The organism is Candidatus Nitrosocosmicus franklandus, from assembly GCF_900696045.1.
GTDB classification, from domain to species: domain Archaea; phylum Thermoproteota; class Nitrososphaeria; order Nitrososphaerales; family Nitrososphaeraceae; genus Nitrosocosmicus; species Nitrosocosmicus franklandus_A.
In genome coordinates, this window is the sequence record NZ_LR216287.1 from 1104581 (window position 1) to 1121069 (window position 16489).

The 16489-nt window shown below is 33.9% G+C and carries 19 protein-coding genes; 7 read left to right on the forward strand and 12 right to left on the reverse strand.

The window, feature by feature from the left end; translation table 11 throughout:
- Positions 1–6: 6 nt before the first annotated feature.
- Positions 7–360, reverse strand: coding sequence for a YnfA family protein (locus NFRAN_RS05155; protein WP_197731133.1), 354 nt, complete (start codon positions 358–360; stop codon positions 7–9).
- 384 nt (positions 361–744) lie between these two features.
- Complete coding sequence (locus tag NFRAN_RS05160; protein WP_145988029.1) at positions 745–1173, reverse strand: hypothetical protein; 429 nt, start codon at positions 1171–1173, stop codon at positions 745–747.
- A gap of 288 nt (positions 1174–1461) precedes the next feature.
- On the opposite strand from NFRAN_RS05160, the gene NFRAN_RS05165 reads away from it, so the two are divergent.
- Positions 1462–2715, forward strand: a complete 1254-nt coding sequence (locus tag NFRAN_RS05165) for a hypothetical protein (protein ID WP_134483523.1) — start codon at positions 1462–1464, stop codon at positions 2713–2715.
- A gap of 342 nt (positions 2716–3057) precedes the next feature.
- Positions 3058–3633 (forward strand): hypothetical protein, encoded by a 576-nt coding sequence (locus NFRAN_RS05170; RefSeq protein WP_134483525.1) that lies wholly within the window; start codon positions 3058–3060, stop codon positions 3631–3633.
- Between the two features lie 344 nt (positions 3634–3977).
- Here the strand turns inward: NFRAN_RS05170 and NFRAN_RS05175 are convergent, their stop codons facing one another.
- Both NFRAN_RS05175 and NFRAN_RS05180 read right to left on the reverse strand, forming a co-directional pair.
- Positions 3978–4583 carry a DDE-type integrase/transposase/recombinase gene (locus NFRAN_RS05175; RefSeq protein ID WP_134483527.1) on the reverse strand — a complete coding sequence of 202 codons (606 nt, stop codon included), beginning with the start codon at positions 4581–4583 and terminating at the stop codon, positions 3978–3980.
- Positions 4584–4951: 368 nt separating this feature from the next.
- Positions 4952–5173, reverse strand: coding sequence for a hypothetical protein (locus NFRAN_RS05180; RefSeq protein ID WP_134483529.1), 222 nt, complete (start codon positions 5171–5173; stop codon positions 4952–4954).
- 277 nt (positions 5174–5450) lie between these two features.
- Here NFRAN_RS05180 and NFRAN_RS05185 point away from each other — a divergent pair, with 277 nt between their 5' ends.
- Positions 5451–6425, forward strand: coding sequence for a hypothetical protein (locus NFRAN_RS05185; RefSeq protein WP_134483531.1), 975 nt, complete (start codon positions 5451–5453; stop codon positions 6423–6425).
- 348 nt (positions 6426–6773) lie between these two features.
- Positions 6774–7616, forward strand: coding sequence for an alpha/beta fold hydrolase (locus NFRAN_RS05190; RefSeq protein ID WP_145988030.1), 843 nt, complete (start codon positions 6774–6776; stop codon positions 7614–7616).
- 584 nt (positions 7617–8200) lie between these two features.
- Here NFRAN_RS05190 and NFRAN_RS13685 read toward each other — a convergent pair.
- The 5 genes from NFRAN_RS13685 to NFRAN_RS05210 form a co-directional block, all read right to left on the reverse strand.
- Positions 8201–8356 (reverse strand): hypothetical protein, encoded by a 156-nt coding sequence (locus NFRAN_RS13685; RefSeq protein WP_172602143.1) that lies wholly within the window; start codon positions 8354–8356, stop codon positions 8201–8203.
- 39 nt (positions 8357–8395) lie between these two features.
- Positions 8396–8806: a hypothetical protein gene (locus NFRAN_RS05195; RefSeq protein ID WP_134483535.1), complete on the reverse strand. Its 411-nt coding sequence runs from the start codon at positions 8804–8806 to the stop codon at positions 8396–8398.
- Positions 8807–8820: 14 nt separating this feature from the next.
- Complete coding sequence (locus NFRAN_RS05200) at positions 8821–9051, reverse strand: hypothetical protein (RefSeq protein WP_134483537.1); 231 nt, start codon at positions 9049–9051, stop codon at positions 8821–8823.
- A gap of 246 nt (positions 9052–9297) precedes the next feature.
- The gene (locus NFRAN_RS05205) at positions 9298–10074 is read right to left on the reverse strand and encodes a hypothetical protein (RefSeq protein ID WP_134483539.1); all 777 of its coding nucleotides are present in this window, start codon (positions 10072–10074) and stop codon (positions 9298–9300) included.
- Positions 10075–10287: 213 nt separating this feature from the next.
- On the reverse strand, positions 10288–11037 hold the full coding sequence (locus tag NFRAN_RS05210; protein ID WP_134483541.1) for a TrmB family transcriptional regulator: 750 nt from the start codon (positions 11035–11037) through the stop codon (positions 10288–10290).
- Between the two features lie 154 nt (positions 11038–11191).
- On the opposite strand from NFRAN_RS05210, the gene NFRAN_RS05215 reads away from it, so the two are divergent.
- On the forward strand, positions 11192–11500 hold the full coding sequence (locus NFRAN_RS05215) for a hypothetical protein (RefSeq protein ID WP_134483543.1): 309 nt from the start codon (positions 11192–11194) through the stop codon (positions 11498–11500).
- A 391-nt stretch (positions 11501–11891) separates the two neighbouring features.
- On the opposite strand, the gene NFRAN_RS05220 is transcribed toward NFRAN_RS05215, so the two are convergent.
- On the reverse strand, positions 11892–13097 hold the full coding sequence (locus NFRAN_RS05220) for a Rieske 2Fe-2S domain-containing protein (RefSeq protein WP_134483544.1): 1206 nt from the start codon (positions 13095–13097) through the stop codon (positions 11892–11894).
- Between the two features lie 101 nt (positions 13098–13198).
- Entirely contained in the window at positions 13199–13648 is a 450-nt protein-coding gene (locus NFRAN_RS05225; protein WP_134483507.1) for a hypothetical protein, read from the reverse strand.
- Positions 13649–13874: 226 nt separating this feature from the next.
- Here NFRAN_RS05225 and NFRAN_RS05230 point away from each other — a divergent pair, with 226 nt between their 5' ends.
- Both NFRAN_RS05230 and NFRAN_RS13690 read left to right on the forward strand, forming a co-directional pair.
- Positions 13875–14099, forward strand: a complete 225-nt coding sequence (locus NFRAN_RS05230) for a hypothetical protein (protein WP_134483546.1) — start codon at positions 13875–13877, stop codon at positions 14097–14099.
- A 450-nt stretch (positions 14100–14549) separates the two neighbouring features.
- Positions 14550–14717 carry a hypothetical protein gene (locus NFRAN_RS13690; RefSeq protein ID WP_172602144.1) on the forward strand — a complete coding sequence of 56 codons (168 nt, stop codon included), beginning with the start codon at positions 14550–14552 and terminating at the stop codon, positions 14715–14717.
- A gap of 105 nt (positions 14718–14822) precedes the next feature.
- Here NFRAN_RS13690 and NFRAN_RS05235 read toward each other — a convergent pair whose 3' ends face one another.
- Complete coding sequence (locus NFRAN_RS05235; protein ID WP_145988031.1) at positions 14823–15569, reverse strand: hypothetical protein; 747 nt, start codon at positions 15567–15569, stop codon at positions 14823–14825.
- Between the last annotated feature and the right edge of the window lie 920 nt (positions 15570–16489).

Genomic DNA, 16489 nt, shown 5'->3' on the forward strand with positions numbered 1-16489 from the left:
AAAGAGTTAGTCGGAAGTACCGATTCCAATTTTTTCATCCTCTTTACGGGGATAATAAAAAATAACGATAACGCCTATAGCAGCAACAATTGTTCCAGTTATGTCGTAAATATCCGGAACAAAGTCCTCAAACAGATACCCCCAGCATAAAGCCATTACAATAAAAATTCCCCCATATGCAGCATATGTTCTATGGAAATGTGTTTTTTGAAATGTTGGAACCACCCCATACATAAATAGCACAAGACCGCCTAATACACCAAATATCCAACTATGGCTTTCGCGCAACCATAACCAAACTAAATATCCTCCCCCTATCTCACATAATCCTGCAACAAAGAAGAAGAATAATGAATACAAAATGGTCTTTATCCTATTATACAACTATCAAAGGATAGGGGTCTAACTCATTTATTTATCTATTAGATTATCTTCGCACCTATTAAAATAGATCGAATTCAGTCATAAAATAGAGCTCCTTGGAATAGCAAGATTCCGTTGCAAATATCGATCTTTTAGGCATCAAATATACAAAATATAATTTTTGTGTTCTTTTATCAAGAACTTGATAACCTGTATAAAATTAAAATATTTCCATTTTATTACCCCTCATCGCGAATTCCTAATTTTAAATGAATCCACCACAGATCCAATTCCGATGGCTTTGTTCAATAACAAGAAATTAGAGAGATATAGAAAGAGAGGATTGGTTATGATTTTCTGCCGATATCGGTGAAGTACCACTTATCCGATTGAAGAAATATTTAGCATCAGCGGCTCATTGAAGGTATCTCCAAAATCATGACTTGACCTTACGAATGGCTCAATCGTTCCAGTCTGATTGTCCCACCAAGTAATAGATACATGATTCTCATGAGCCAGTATAGAAACATTGGCAGAAAAAGAAGGATTGTTACTAATATTAATTGGTGTCTTGAAGGTGTCTCCACCATTTTCACTTTTAGTAAAAAATATCTCCCAATTTCCTGTCTTATTATCGGGCCATACGATGTAAAGATTGTCGCCTGATGAGGCCATCGGTGATAAAAGCAGAGGCCTGCAGCAATTATCTTGCAAGGATAGACCATAAACTGAATCGCGTACAAAGAAACTGCTTCCTATAATTAATGATGTAGAGACAATCACCAACATAACAATATCCCGAAAAAGCATGTTTTCTATTATGGGGGTCATTAATTTTAGTTTTTATTTATGGCGTCAAGGATGGAAGATGTGCTGATCGTGATCTTGGACAGAAGAGTTACAAAAACTATTGTCCGAGTCTTTAATCTTTCAGTAGAATCAAGAAAAGACTATTCAAAATGCATGTCAATAACACTTACTTTTGATCCCAATACATTCAGCATATTGTTTTGCTCTCTATGAGGATTTTAGATGCAAATTGCGGTTGTTTTTCAAGCAACAAACAAATAGCTTTTTGATAGGTCTTATGCTGATGAGATGAGAAGAGATACGTGGAGAGGAGGAGAAGGAGGAGGCACGTCTAAAAATATTATTTTAGCTGGAACAGTTTTGGTAATTACTTATCTATCACTAAGTTACGCTTTAGAATCTACAATCTTTGTTTATTCAGATTTTCCCAGAAAGGAAATTATGGACGATTTAAGTGATGCACGGATAATAGACTTGGAAACAGGTCAATGGATTCAAAACAGATTAGTGAATTCAACTTTAACCTCAGCATTAGACATACAGCGAGTGGCATTTTTTGAAAAAATGGATCGATTAAATTCCACAATATGGATTGGGGACAATTTTCTAAGGTCTAAGGACATTAAGAATATTTCCTCAGTGGCATATGGTATTTTGATAGATGGCGACAAGGACTCGTCAACTGGTAAAGAGGGAGTGGATTATCAGTTAGAAATTCAATGGATCAATAATACCGGTTCCATAAAGTTGCAGAAATGGAATAAATTGTTACTAGAGTATTCATCTTTGGGAAAGTATAAGATATTGGATTTGGTGCAAAACCAAAGTGGATATACGAGTTTTGAAAACGACAACAACTATGTAATCCTTTCACTTGATATGAACAAGATTTCTGTCGATTCATCCTATAGAATGATGTTTTATGATCTTGTATCATTTAGTGATGGGACATTGGGTATTGATCTCACCAATTGGATAAATATCCCTGCTGATTCCTTTAGAGTGTTAACATCACCAGAGGAAATTACTCTAAAAAAAGGCGAAACAAAAACAATAGGCCTACAAATTTTGTCGAGCAGTGGAAAAATATCTGCCATCACCGATCTCTATGACTTTTCAAATTATACATCTCTCAATATTGTCATGAAAAACAAAAACGATAATCTTACAAATTCCACAATTGGAGGTTCAACTACTGAACCAGTTCAAATCGAAATTAGTGTTCCAAAAGATGCCAAAATAGGGACATATACTATTCCAATTACAGCCAATATTTCATTTGGATCAAATTTTCCATCAAACTTAATTGATTTTAATAACGAATATCCCATAATTATAGACACCAAAGGATATGAAATCAAAAACGGGAACTTTACAGTAGACGTAGTTGAACCCCCAACATTTCAAGAAGAACTGAAAACCTTTTGGGCAGCTTATGGATCAATGATCACATTAATAGGAGCAGGATTTGCAGGAGGGTTGTCATCACTCTTCTTTGAATACATAAAAGAAAGAAGGGGCAGGAAATCAAACAAGAAGTAGTTTTAAAGCTCGTATCTAGATTCAGTAAAAATCGCAGTTTTGACAATGAACATACCATCGAATACGGAGGAACTGACTGGACCAAATTTCAGGAATTTAAGACGCTAACCTCTAATGGATTTTTTATAAATTTAGTTCCTAACCGAAGATCACATTCTACGTAATAGCATGGTTTTAAAGAGATATATGAGTTCAATACAATATAATACGAAAAATTGAAGATAGACAAGATTATGATAATTTTCCAACAAACAATATATTTATTTCACCAAATAACTTCAATTAAATAATCCAATCTCATAAATAGATACATTATTATTTAGATAATGATAATTATTTGTATTGAATGTAAATCATTTCAAAAATGACATTTATCACATTAATGACAAGAACAAGAATAATATTGGTCTAGGCGAGAAAATTGGTCTTTTTGGAGTTGACATAAAGATATTGGTTACAGGAGATATGACAGATAACAAATATTCATTGATAGAATTAACTTTTCCGGCCGGTCCTGAGAAAGAAATAGAATTACATGAACATAGCAAGGAAGACGTGACAATATGCGTCATAGAAGGCAAGTTTGTATTTAGATATGGTGATCAAGAAATAAAGAAATCATTTGGAGAAGATGATAAACCGTTTAGGCTTGAAAAAAATATACCTCATTCATATAAGAAAGTCGGAGAACAAAGAGGGATTTTGTTAATGATGTTTAGGCCCGCAGGATTTGAACACTTTTTCCATGATATTGGACAATCTCCCGTTATGTCAGCTACTGACAAAAACACAGACGAAACTAAATTACAAGATGGACAAATAGAAGAAGATGATAGAGTACTACTACACTTACTTGAAAAAAAATATGGAGGAAGATTTGTGTTCGAACAAGATCAACAAAATACCAAGAATGTTTGAAACTAAAATATAACCACATTAGAATGATGAAAAGATCCTATAAAAGGTTAGGCATGTTGGATTTCTAGCAGTAAAAGGATCCTTGGAGTAGATTATCATAACACATCAGAGGAAAAAGAGAACATATAGGCATTTTCAAAGAGAATACAAAAAAAGTCATTCAATATAGATTGTAATCAAACATTTATGGCCGTTTGAAAAATTACGTGAATTGAATAATATTTTGAGTAAAATATCAAAAATTATAAGAAATGGGAGGGTACAGTACATCTACATGAAGAGGCAAATCATCAGATAAAGGAAATATCGATTATCAAATGGGGTGATAGGTGATAAGGCTCTGTTCAGTTAACATGTTTTATTTCTCTGTTATGATAGTCAATAAATAACCGCAACCAATTGTGTACATGCTTCAACTTACAATTCTTTACTCTGCAAGGAAAATAGTCATCGAAACTTTCGGTTCTATCCTTGATATATTGCATCGTTCTTTCGATTACACTTTTCTCGTAAGAGGAATGAATATGGTGATCGAGTTTGAGAAACTGACAAGCCATGGGATACCAAGTCCCACCATCTGTAGAAACTGGGTGCTTTCCATGAACTTTGATCAAATTAGAAAGATATCTTTCTGCAACAAACATGTTTCTCTCTTTGGATATAGAAAGTGCGAGGATCTGTCTGTTTGCAGGCTCTATCGCCACCCAAAGCCAGATGTATTCTGACCCTACCTTCAACATTGTCTCGTCTACAATATATTCTAGAATTCTTCTTCTTGATGCTTTCAATTTTTGAGGCCTGTATTTTTGAATCCAATTCCAGATGGAGACATGGTTTCTTTTATACATCTGAGACAATCTTTCCGAGGCTTTTCTTAAAGATAAACCTGAAAAGTACAAATGTAAGCCATAATACACATACCTTGAAGGTGTTCTGTTTCTGCTAATCATAAAAGAAATAGGACATCTTCAAGCTATAGGTTTATCGTTAAATGAACAGAGCCGGTGATAATGATGTGCTCTATTTTCCTCCGCCCCATAGATATAATGTAATAAATTTGATGCATTGTTAACGATGTTTCACTATAATTACTATTCACTCTCTGACAGAATTTGAATTGCATAAACAAAGAACAAATGTTATCTTAGGCGATCTAAAGTATCAAAAACCTATCTGAGACCATTCAAACTTTCATTTATTACATTTCTGAAATAAAATGGTTATTCAATAGTTCATTGATCATATACATCTTGTCATAAATGAAATATAAAAGAAATATTGTAACATTTAAAATTATTTGAACAAAACGATTGATAATCTAACTATTAAAACTTCCGAAAAGGTTAAAACCAAATACATGGAATGAAGTGTGAAGAACAATATTGCCATTGATTGTCACTACAAGCATCATCAACAAAAAAACGTATTTAATGACGTTTATCGCTTGGGGAGTAATCATAACCGATGTCATCTTTGGCACCTTTTTTGATGTTTTAGGAAAGCCTCTTACTTCTTCTTTTGGTTTAATAATGTTTGTCATAATGAGTATCCTCGTATTTTTTGCCTGTCTATATGCACTGAGAGATTATATGATTGCATTGCGCAAAACCCTCGAGGCGCCTTCGTTTTTTAATCGGCTTTACAAAGCAACTCCTATTTTTCTTTATACGCTTTTGGTCATCTTTGTAATCCTAATTGTTGAAATGACGTTATTTTCACAATATAGTACTTACCTGTTAATTCTACTTCTCCTCACAAGTACGGTATCCATCTTATTCTTTGGTTTTCGCGCATACAAATTTTTGTCATGGTTCAGTTTGAGTGTCAAAAAACGACAAAATATTATGATACTGGCTTTTGGGATATCATCGGTACTTCTTTGTATCAGTACTACTGTTGCAATCACATTAGATATAAAGCAACTGGTCGTTTCAAGACCTCCGACGATAGATCCAGATTACCCTGCTAGTAATTCCATGGCACACAGACAATTAAGTAATACAGAACTTGTGATTCACCTCTACGGATTTCTTGTCCCACAAGTTACTGCAATTGCTATCGCAGAAACAGTTGCTGTCGCATTTTTCCTTCGTTACTTTAGGGATCAGATCGGAAAAAAAATATTTTGGATACTTATAATTTTGCCACCTGTGTTTTTTTTAACAGGTGTGTTTGGTCCTCAATTTTTAAAGGCAACAGGAAGCGAATTTGTGTATATGGAGGAAAGGTTCCTTATTTTCAGGATAATTGGTACCGCAGGATGGATTGCAGCTGATTTTGTAATAGCATATGCATATATTTTAGTGGCTAAAACGCTAAAACGACAAATCGCATCTTCGCCTATTATTAACTATTTAATTATAGCAGCATTAGCAACCCTCCTAATTTCTCCAACAACCAACAACTGGATAACAAATAACTCGTTTCCACCCTTTGGAGCAATCCAACGTGCTTTTATCGTGTTTGCATCTTTTCTTTTTACTATGGGAATATATGCTGTAGCGTTGTCAGTATCTCACGATGCAGAATTACGTCGATTAGTCAGAAAATATGTAAAAGAGTATAACCTACTTGAAACTTTAAGTAATGCAGAGGAGAATGCAGAAATGACACGAAACGTTGTAAAATTGATCCGTCAGCATGCAGGAATTTTGGAAAAAAGAACAGGAATCGCTTCTACAATGTTAGATGATAACGAAATTAGACGATATATGAATATAGTAATTGAAGAGACAAATCTAATCAAAAAAGGTAGTGGAAGAAAAAAGGATGGCAGAACAAACAACATGTAATTTAAGATCGGTGTTTTATGGTTAGTCCAAAGGGAATTTGATCATATTCTAAAAAAGTCGGATTTATAATTTTAATTATAATACCATTTTCAGATAATTTTTATCACTGAGAGATCTAGTCGATATGAAAGCTTTCACTATGTATAGCACATGATTTGTCGCTTCAACCATTCTGAATTAGAACTAGTTACAACTGAATTCTATGATGTATTCATGCTATGTATCTCTTGATGACCACATCAGATCACAGTTATTGCTATTTTTGCCTCCAATTCTCACTCAAATAGTTAAAGTACCAGAAAGCATAACATACCACAAGGTAAGATTGAAGTGCAGGAGAACAAAGTGATGCTAAATGGTTTCCAGATAAGGTACCTGAAATCTGAAAAATACAGGAGTTCGAAAAAGAAAAAAATCTTATTTATCCATGGTCTAGGTTCATCCTCAGATAGATGGGGAGATATCCCTGATGCTTTATCAAGATATTTTTATCCAATAGTGGCTGTTGATCTTTTAGGATTTGGTAGTAGTGATAAGCCAGTAACACTAGAATACACTATTGAGAACTTTAGCAAATTCATTACAGACGTCATTGCTTGTAAACGAATTTGGAAAAATGATAGTATCGATAGTGATGGTGAGGGTGATGATAATTACAAAACAACAATAATAGGCCATTCACTGGGCGGATATATAGCCGCAAAAGCAGCCATAGACGACCAAGACCTAATAGAGAAACTCGTTCTCATAGATTCCTCGGGAATGCTAAATGAACCAACCCCTATACTGGAACAATACCTAAACGCTGCATTAAACCCATCCTTTGAAAATGTTAAGAGCGTGTTCGAAAAGATGCTCGGAAATCCGACGCTCCTCAATTCTACTCTCATTGATGGCTTTATAAAGAGAATTAAACTGACGGGGGCAAAACACGCATTTGAATCAGCTTTTGAAAATAGTACAAAAAAGCATATCGAAATTTCGGAGTTACAAAGTATTGACAATATACCAGCCCTAATTATATGGGGTGCTATTGATAACGTAATTCCGGTTACACATTCCAAACAATTTAAAGAGATATTTAAAAATAGTAATCTTCAAATCATAGAAAATACAGGGCATGCACCATTTTCAGAGAAGCCGTCAATAGTATTTGATATGATTCGAATATTTTTAACAAATAATAGATAATATTGATCCTCGGAATTATTGTAGAGTAATATTGGTGCCTTTAATACATTGTTTTGCCAAAAGAAATGATGCTATTTGAGATTATCGCGATAGAGATATTGATTGTCCAACTCATCTATAGATAAAGAATGCCAAAGATGAAAAGAGAGATGTTATTGAAAAAGACTCACTAGTAACATTTTTCGAACTTATACCGTCAACCCAAATCAACATACAAAAGACAAAATATTTAATTCCTAAAAGTCTCGCACACAAGTTTGACAAAGATTATCTCCATTATCATGTTCCGGAAAAGAATACAAATATATTCGAACAAAGGAAAAAGTATCTTATTGAATTTACTAATATCGTATAATAGTACTTTTATTTAAATATATAATGCAATAAAATAATCATATTATACATCTTTTCGTATCTTTTATTATTATTTTAAGAGGTACCTCTTTATTTAGGGATCAAAACATATCTCAAGACTGTAATATTTTCCACAGAATACTGCGAATTAAGATTGAAAAAAAAGGATTTCAATTTCCATAATAGGAGAAAAGTATGTATATTTTCCAGTCAACACTTTCAGTTTGATTCTAAGTATTCCACTTCCATTCTGTAACTGATAAATTTCCACGACTATCAATTTCCATGTTGAAGAGCCCTATGACACCGTTCAAAAATTCAAGGCCACCCCCGGATGTCGATAATGATGATGGAGGGGTGCTCCAGAATGTTACACCACGGACCAAAATTTTCCCTTGAGCGAAATTGCCTATAGTTTTACTGGTCTAGCTTGCAAAACCAGTACCCTGGGATCGCAGCAACCCCTTTCCTTCACCGTGAAATATTCCGTCAGCATTAAGTGTGATTGTAGTTGTACCGATATTTACTGCGTTTACAACAGGAGACGTCGTACCATTTCTGAAACTCGTATTGGTCATAAAGCTGGTTTCTATTTGAGGTTGAGGTACAACACCAAGTACTCTCTGTCCTGTAATTTTGCCTTGCTCCACAAACAATGGTTGTAGATTGAAGGTTGTAGTTGCTGTGAAGGTGGCCTCGGTTACATTAGTTCTTTGATCCAACATAGAAGTTGTCGACTCACTTTGAGCAAGAGAATCAGTTGCGCTAGTGCTAAGAATAACAATTAGGATACCTCCAGTTAAAGTCATCATATATCTAATTTCCGAAATTGACATAATTTTGCTACTCCTTAATGTGGTGGAAACGATTTGTGATGATCTTTTTGGCAGTGTAACCACGTATCGGAACTCGGTTCTGTTGAATTGTTGGAAGTAATTGGTTCTATACTACATCCATCAAACTGCGATGTCGATTGTTCTACATTCTTATCTGATACACAATATGAGAACATAGGTGGACTAGTTTCTGTCTGTAGTTCTCCTATGTTTGTAGTGTCATCTGTAATTATTTTATTAATCATTGAGATTACTATTATATTTTCATTTATTAGATCTCTTCAACGGAAGTGTTTAAAATCAACTACTTTGTTGACGCCATCATGATTATTTTCTTGTGATAGAACTACTTTTGAAAATTACAACTAGAGATAGGTTAAGTAATGCTTAGCACATAAACTGATAATTTTTTGACGAGAAAGTGTCCATTTATTGTTATATAGTGGCAAATTATATGTTAAACACTATTCTATTTTGTACGCTTCTGCCTCTCAAATTTCCACACTTCTTTCCTTCATGGTCCAATGGTAGATGAACAGATCCTTACACCATTGATGAAACAAAGCATTATCACTTCTGAAACCACCATTAAAGTCAATTTTTCCCACAGTGTCTGGGAATACCACTTCTGATATTTTCTCATTCATGACTATACCTATTTTGATATTTTCAGAATCGTCTATCATACGGTATTCAATTCTGCCCTTATGAATTCCGGCACTTTTGCGGACTTCTGCCCAATTGATGTTGCTGTTAGCAGGAAGAATTACTCTCCATGTCATCATAGAATTAATGTCAAGCCTTCCACTTTTGGTAACGTATTCCTGATTGCCTAGTCGATGATCTGCCATGAGCCATATGTACTTCTCTGCACTCTGAACAACCTGTTGCAAATGTGCAAAAACCGAGCCCACATTATCGACATGTTCAGCTTTTTGCATCTCACCCAAACGCTCAATGAATTCTAACGGAAGAGAAGATATGTCATGCGATAAAAAATATTCTCTATTCTGAGCATGAAAGACAAATGAGGGTACAAGATTTACAACGTTCTTACCAAATGTAGTGAGACCAAAAAAACCTTCAGAGTCCTTTTCTATTAATTTTGCGTTGCGTAAACACATCAGGTGTTTTGAAGTTTCCTGAGGAGTAGCTGACAACTTTGAAGTAAGATGACTCGATTTTAATCTCATATTGTGTATTTCAGAAAGTAGTGTTAGTCTATCCATGCTTGCAAGTATAAAAAGAAGCTCCGCTAGGCGTTCCAATTCAAGTTATTCAACACGTTCATTGATATTTGATGTTCATGTTTTGTAGATCTTTTTTCTGATAGAACTTTATTACATTATTGTTGAAAAAAAACAAATAGTACGCACCTATTAGTCACTTTGACGTAATAGAAACACTCATTATGAATTTAACAAAATAATAAGAAACTAGCGAGGTAAAGAATAACTAATTCAAACATCTAAAATCGAAAGTTATCTCTGGGCTATTTTCCATATACTGTCAAAATAGTCTACAAAAATACCTGCTATTTCACTAGACGTTATTAGAACACCAGTTATCGTTTTCCAGTCTATTATAAGCAGTTTATTGGTAAAGATGTCAATGGTTCCCGGTAATGGAAAATCTACATGACGCAGCTTTACATCCTTGGGAATTTCCTTGAAATACTGCGAGTTTCTAAATTCTGAGCTGACGATTCCTCTCTCAACCAGTCGTTTTGATTTTTGATATTTGTAGAATCGGGAATAAAAAGGTGAAGCATTCTCATGAGTATCAAGATATGGATAAAAATATCTGAGTATATCTCCTTTCTTTGCATTACCTAACAAGGTCATGTATGCCGAACGCAATGACCTCGCTCCTAGAAATATTTCAGATGTGCTTCTCTTTGTTGCATATACATTCTTGGATAAATCATTAATGATCTTGGTTATTCCTTCTTTCTGTTTTCTTAATTCATCTTCTTTTTTCTGAATATACTCACCTAACTGTGATGGTGCCAATGACCGCAAGTGTTTGATATTATCTTGTATGTTGTAACTTGCCAGTCCTTTTAGAATAAGACGTTCTAGCACATTGTAAACCTTGGATTGAGATACACCAGATATTTCTACAATTTTTCCTACTCTTGATGGTCCAATTTGTATCATTGCTAAATACACTCTCGCTTCACCGCGTGTCAATCCTAAATTAGTTAGCTGTTCAACATAGTTCTTGTTCATAATGGTGCTTTCGATTTTCCTTCACCATTACCCCTCAGTGGGTAAGTGATACTTATGTAATATACATAGGTAATGAATGAAATGAGTTCTACAATTCAATTAGAGCCAAAAAAAAACCATAGTGAAGGTCATGTTATCGCATAAAAGTAAGGACATGGTCTTTAATTTTTTTGAAAATGCAAAGAATTTGGAGATTGGCGGTGCAATCAGTAACGTCGTCAGAGATATGAATGAATGGTACTCTTTTGATCACATAATAGCAGGAAATGCTAGATTAAAAATAGTAGCGAAGGACAGAGAACTAGGAATACTAGACCATTTATTTGAAGGCGGAGGCCTATCATGGATAGTATATGTTAGGATAATCAATAATGGTCACGGTAGCACAACGACCTGGACATTTCTTAAACCAGATGGGCTTACCGACGAACACTTTGAAGAACAATTAAAGGATTTGATGTAGAGATTGAGAACTGGAATAAACACCTATCGACTAATAAATTCCGATACTAGTCTTTTTGATTTGAAGGACTAACTAGAACAACTAGTAACATCTCTCTTCCAGGGTATTTTTATACACCTGCTAAAATTAGTACACCTTCGTGTAAAAATTTATAATGGTCATAAAAAGACGTCCTTACACTCACACGCTAGTTTTAGTAATCCCTTTATGTATTTAATTTTGGAAATACTGAACATTAACTAATATGAACAAGCTAGAGCAACAAACAAGAGATCATAATTCGATGAAGGTGTATCCGATCAAGTAAACAAGTCAATTCAGAGGAACAACTTGTAAGTACAATAAATCGGTCTATATCCCTATTAACAAAAAAGCTGTATATACCAAACATTTAATCCTCATTTTTAGTATACAAAACTTTTTGATCATATCTATTTTGTTTTAAGAGCAATGCAATTTCGAAGGCACCCTTAATTGTGTTTATCAAATCATTACTCATCTTGGAGATTTTGTTTTCCCCTATGGTATTGTTATTCATAGCAAGACTAGAAGTCATCGAATCGTAATTATTTTCTGTATCCTCAGCATACCATCCTCTTGTCCATCCTGCAAAGGGGAATTTGCCAAACACAAAGCCCATTTGAGACCAGAATGAAAATAGTTCTCCTGCAACATGCTGAACATTATCCTGACCTCCTGTAATTATGAATGCAGCCACCTTATCTCTTATCAGATATCTATTATTAGTAATTATTTGATTTTGAATACAATTCATTCTTTGAATCATCTTGTAATATAACGAACTCGCGCTACCCCATCTTATTGGTGTGGCAATCAAAACTATATCAGCCCAAAGTATTACTTTTTCATAAATTTGGATCATCTGATCTTCGCGATCTCTTTCTGAAATGGAACAGGGAAAAATACAGGCGTTAGCATTCTTTGAATAGTATCCCTCACAGTGATTAAATTCTAATTCTCGAAGTTTAATCAAAACCGTTTCTGCTTTTAGTGTTTTCTTTGCGTATTCCAAAGCAAAGAGTAATGCATCTTCTGATGTACTTTGACGTGGAGCTATCTTATCGTTTGCGTTGGTAGTAGATATTCCAAGAATTCTTACTTTTTTATCATCTACTGGGAGAATACTATCACTGGATTTATGCAATAAATAATCATCTACCGAATCCTTTAGTTTCAGATAGGCTTTATGAGGTTGAAATAATCTTTTTCCAACGTTAGAAGGGATAGAACTTACATAGATTTTATCATTTTTTATTTTAATAGGATAAGAATTAACACTATCTCCTCCTTTATGGGGAGATTTACCAGTCTTGATAGAATATTTCCATCCATGCCATGGACAAGTTACCATTTCTCCTTTAATGAATCCTTTACTTAGTGGTCCCCCTTTGTGTGCACATGAATTAGAAATCGCGTAATAGGTTCCCTCGAGATTAAAAATGGCTATTTCAGTAATTTTTTTTCCATCGGTTCTAATAGAAAAGCTCTTTGATAATCCTCTTGGTATGTCTGTGGTTAAAGCTACATAAAGATATGAAGAATTATCAGTATCTAATCCCTCTTCTCCTTCATTCATAAATTCTTATAAAGAACATAATATATCTAAGGGAGTTATCTCATCTTTCTGATTTCCAGGTTAATCAAAACGTTTACGATTTTAAAAAAAGAAGATTTAGGTTAGCTTTGTGCTGCTGCGTTGCTACCGGTGTTTGTTTGGCTTTGAACGTTAATGTTGTTACCAGAACCTACTGTATCTCCACCAGAAACTACTATGCTTCCCTGGTTAGAAGATTGAGATTGGCTAATGCTTTGTTCTGCAGAGTTTCCACCTTGTCCGGATTGTGCTAAAGCGTTGTTTCCACTGTTGAACTGATGCTGGAAGCTAGCGTTGTTGCATGAGAAGAATGTACTAGCACCTGAAACACACAGACCATTTTGGTTTGATGACTGTGATTGTTCTATCGATTGTTTTGCTTTATTTCCCTTCTTGTTTGTTGCAAGAGCATCATTATCCATGGCTACCAATGGACTGGATAATAGAGCCAAAGCGACCACCATTGCAATTGATGCTACAAGCATTTTGTTTTTGTTTGTGTTTTTATGAATATTTTGTGTTTTATTATTCATATCTTTAATATTAGAAAAAAAATATATGGGATTTGCTAACTAGTTGCAATACTCTAATATTCTAGTACTTTTAGAATTAATCAAGGAGAATACAAAAGAGCAGAAATACAAAGGTAGTCTTTAGTGATGGCAGCAGGGATTAGGGTCAATATGATATTTTAGTTCTAGCGTATAAAAAAGAAAAATGGTATCAAGATCTATTAGAAAACGATAACCAAGTTAGTTGATGATAGTGATTTTAGTGGTGGTCATGGCGATGGTGGTAGTGATGATGGTAATGCTCAAGCGGATACTAGATGTAGAAGGAGAGGAACATGCCAAACCATATCATTATCTAGTTTCAAAAATTTATTCTAAGAGGGGTATAGGAAGAAGAAGAAGAAGAAAGAAAAACCCACTTCTTCTGCCCCACTGTAAACAGGATAGAAAATCATGCTTTTTGAGCAAGTAGACTTGTCATAGATATTATGAGGATTACCGATTGGAATATGTAGTACTAACTACCCGTTTGGGGATGCAAACTCTAGCATAGACCATTATTACAATCATAAAACCCAGAGGAAAATCAAACTCAAACGGATATACTGTGGTACGGTAAGAATTGGGTATCTAAAATTTTGATCATTTATAAATGTTTCGTGGTATAGATCTATTAAGGATAATTAATTAAACATTTGTGTCGCATGCGACACATTTATTTCGTGCTTGAAAAGTATATAAAGAAATCATCAATTTTCCAGTAAGAGAAAAGCTTTACAATCTTTTGATTGCTGAAGCATATATTATATCATACATTAATAAGAATATATATAAAACAAATATTTTGGCTCAGTCAAGTTTATTTGAACAAAATCCATCTTAACCGATAGATAATCATTCAAAAATAGATAACTTTTCTAAAATGAACCAATCTCATGACGAAACTATGCTAATTTCTTCTATTGGAGGGGTTTCTAGCGATATCAGGATAGTGATAGTGATAGTAGGACCCGGCTCTACTCGCTTCAGTGTGGGACGAATTCTTCGAGTAAATCAAACACAATATAGCATTATCGAGGATTTACTATAACAAAGGTAAATTCTGAGAACATGGAGATATGCTTCGAAGGTGAATGGAATCAACCAATGATTCTACTATACCAGTAATAAATAACCAAATCACAATCCCTGTTTGTTAATTTATCCTTAATGTTTGAATTGCATTATCGATGACTGGTTCGAATTTAGATAAGTATGATTCAATTATCATTTTATTTGATGAATAGTCACTAGATAATACCAATTGTAGGATATACATTGTGGTAGGTGAATCATATTTGTAAGATTTAGTTATTTCATGATGACCAAAGTCGATACTTTCGGCTATCGGTTCTTTATCAGCCATTGAGCACTTCATTGTTGAAATTTGAAATAGTTTACCATTTATTGTGGATGTTGAATTAGAGATTAATTCTGTGCACTCGGAAGAGAAAGACGATGAGGATCCAGACATGGAAGATGACAGCTGTCGTTCTCTAAGATCTATCTTATCTTGCACAACAAGGTTCAGTATAGGCAGTGTTTCATTGTCGGGAAGAGTATTTAATCGTGTGAAGAATTCTTCGGTTGTCCCTGGAATCATAGTGAGAACAATTCCATTATCACCATTCATACTTTCTGTCGCAAACCAGTCAACAGGAATTTCAAATTCTATTATACCATATTTAGGATTTGTATATTTTCCACCAATATCTTGTCTAAATTCAGAGGTTTGTGCAAATGCATTGTTGCTATTGTTATTATTGTTACTAATCTCATTACCATCACTGGACGTATCTGCATTGAATACGGTGTTTCCAATCATAAAAACTCCAAAGAATATGAAAATAATATAATGAGATTTGATAGAATTCTTAGACGAAATCAAAATATTTTCTAACATTTGACTGTATGTAGTAATTAGTTATTTAAGAATATCTCTATTGAAGACATATTTTCTTAATCTAACCAATACTTTTTTAAAAAATATCTCAAATCCTTGCCTACATATAGATATTTGATCAAAAGATCTATAGATAGTAATAAAAACACAAGCCAAGGGATAAATTCAAAGTAAATTTTGTATTCTTTAGGTAGTGGTATGATAGATTCACTCATTCCAAACAGATCATAATCATATGACAGAAAACCTATTACAAACAGGATTAACAATGCGAATATCGCTATGTCATTCACAATAAGTAGTTTCTGAACCATCTGCATCGTTGTATGGTGAATACAATTAAAACATCATATAATTAATTGGATAGTTGCTATACACATTTTAAAATTCTAAAAATAATATTTTTATCAAATTTAGATTTACTAAAGGTGAAAGTATTTATAAAGTCAAATGACATCCTTATCGCTGTATTTAACACGGACAGAAAATTTGTAGTAGACCGATCAAGTATAATTAACCATTCAAGAGTGAAAAAGTTACTATCGTCGTGGATATCAAATATGTAGGTTGAGTTGAAAACACCGTGGGGATGGGTCAAGGTTAAATAAAATCTTTTTTGTACATTATTCCGAAGTAGAGAAACTTTCCTAGCTTAGAAGTGCAGCTCAGAGTTGAATGAATTTACATAGTTATTTCAGATCATATTCAATTGATGATGATGATGCAACGTACCACTATTAGACATATGGTCATAAATTATTTCATAGACAAAGGATATAGAATCACAAGAATCTAGGACATGGAAATGAGCAAGTCTATTCCAAAGTATGAAAATAAAAGAGGAAATGAAATGACTACGCATACATACCAAAGAACTGTTTACTCGAGCAAATATTGGCATTACTATTGAATTAACCAAA

Bases quoted from the DNA above. Each gene is read 5' to 3' on its own strand.
- NFRAN_RS05160 (WP_145988029.1), bottom strand. From the start codon at position 1,173: ATGCTTTTTCGGGATATTGTTATGTTGGTGATTGTCTCTACATCATTA.
- NFRAN_RS05165 (WP_134483523.1), top strand. From the start codon at position 1,462: ATGAGAAGAGATACGTGGAGAGGAGGAGAAGGAGGAGGCACGTCTAAA.
- NFRAN_RS05175 (WP_134483527.1), bottom strand. From the start codon at position 4,583: ATGATTAGCAGAAACAGAACACCTTCAAGGTATGTGTATTATGGCTTA.
- NFRAN_RS05180 (WP_134483529.1), bottom strand. From the start codon at position 5,173: ATGACAAACATTATTAAACCAAAAGAAGAAGTAAGAGGCTTTCCTAAA.
- NFRAN_RS05190 (WP_145988030.1), top strand. From the start codon at position 6,774: ATGCTAAATGGTTTCCAGATAAGGTACCTGAAATCTGAAAAATACAGG.
- NFRAN_RS05195 (WP_134483535.1), bottom strand. From the start codon at position 8,806: ATGTCAATTTCGGAAATTAGATATATGATGACTTTAACTGGAGGTATC.
- NFRAN_RS05200 (WP_134483537.1), bottom strand. From the start codon at position 9,051: ATGATTAATAAAATAATTACAGATGACACTACAAACATAGGAGAACTA.
- NFRAN_RS05210 (WP_134483541.1), bottom strand. From the start codon at position 11,037: ATGAACAAGAACTATGTTGAACAGCTAACTAATTTAGGATTGACACGC.
- NFRAN_RS05215 (WP_134483543.1), top strand. From the start codon at position 11,192: ATGGTCTTTAATTTTTTTGAAAATGCAAAGAATTTGGAGATTGGCGGT.
- NFRAN_RS05220 (WP_134483544.1), bottom strand. From the start codon at position 13,097: ATGAATGAAGGAGAAGAGGGATTAGATACTGATAATTCTTCATATCTT.
- NFRAN_RS05225 (WP_134483507.1), bottom strand. From the start codon at position 13,648: ATGAATAATAAAACACAAAATATTCATAAAAACACAAACAAAAACAAA.
- NFRAN_RS05230 (WP_134483546.1), top strand. From the start codon at position 13,875: ATGATAGTGATTTTAGTGGTGGTCATGGCGATGGTGGTAGTGATGATG.
- NFRAN_RS13690 (WP_172602144.1), top strand. From the start codon at position 14,550: ATGAACCAATCTCATGACGAAACTATGCTAATTTCTTCTATTGGAGGG.
- NFRAN_RS05235 (WP_145988031.1), bottom strand. From the start codon at position 15,569: ATGTTAGAAAATATTTTGATTTCGTCTAAGAATTCTATCAAATCTCAT.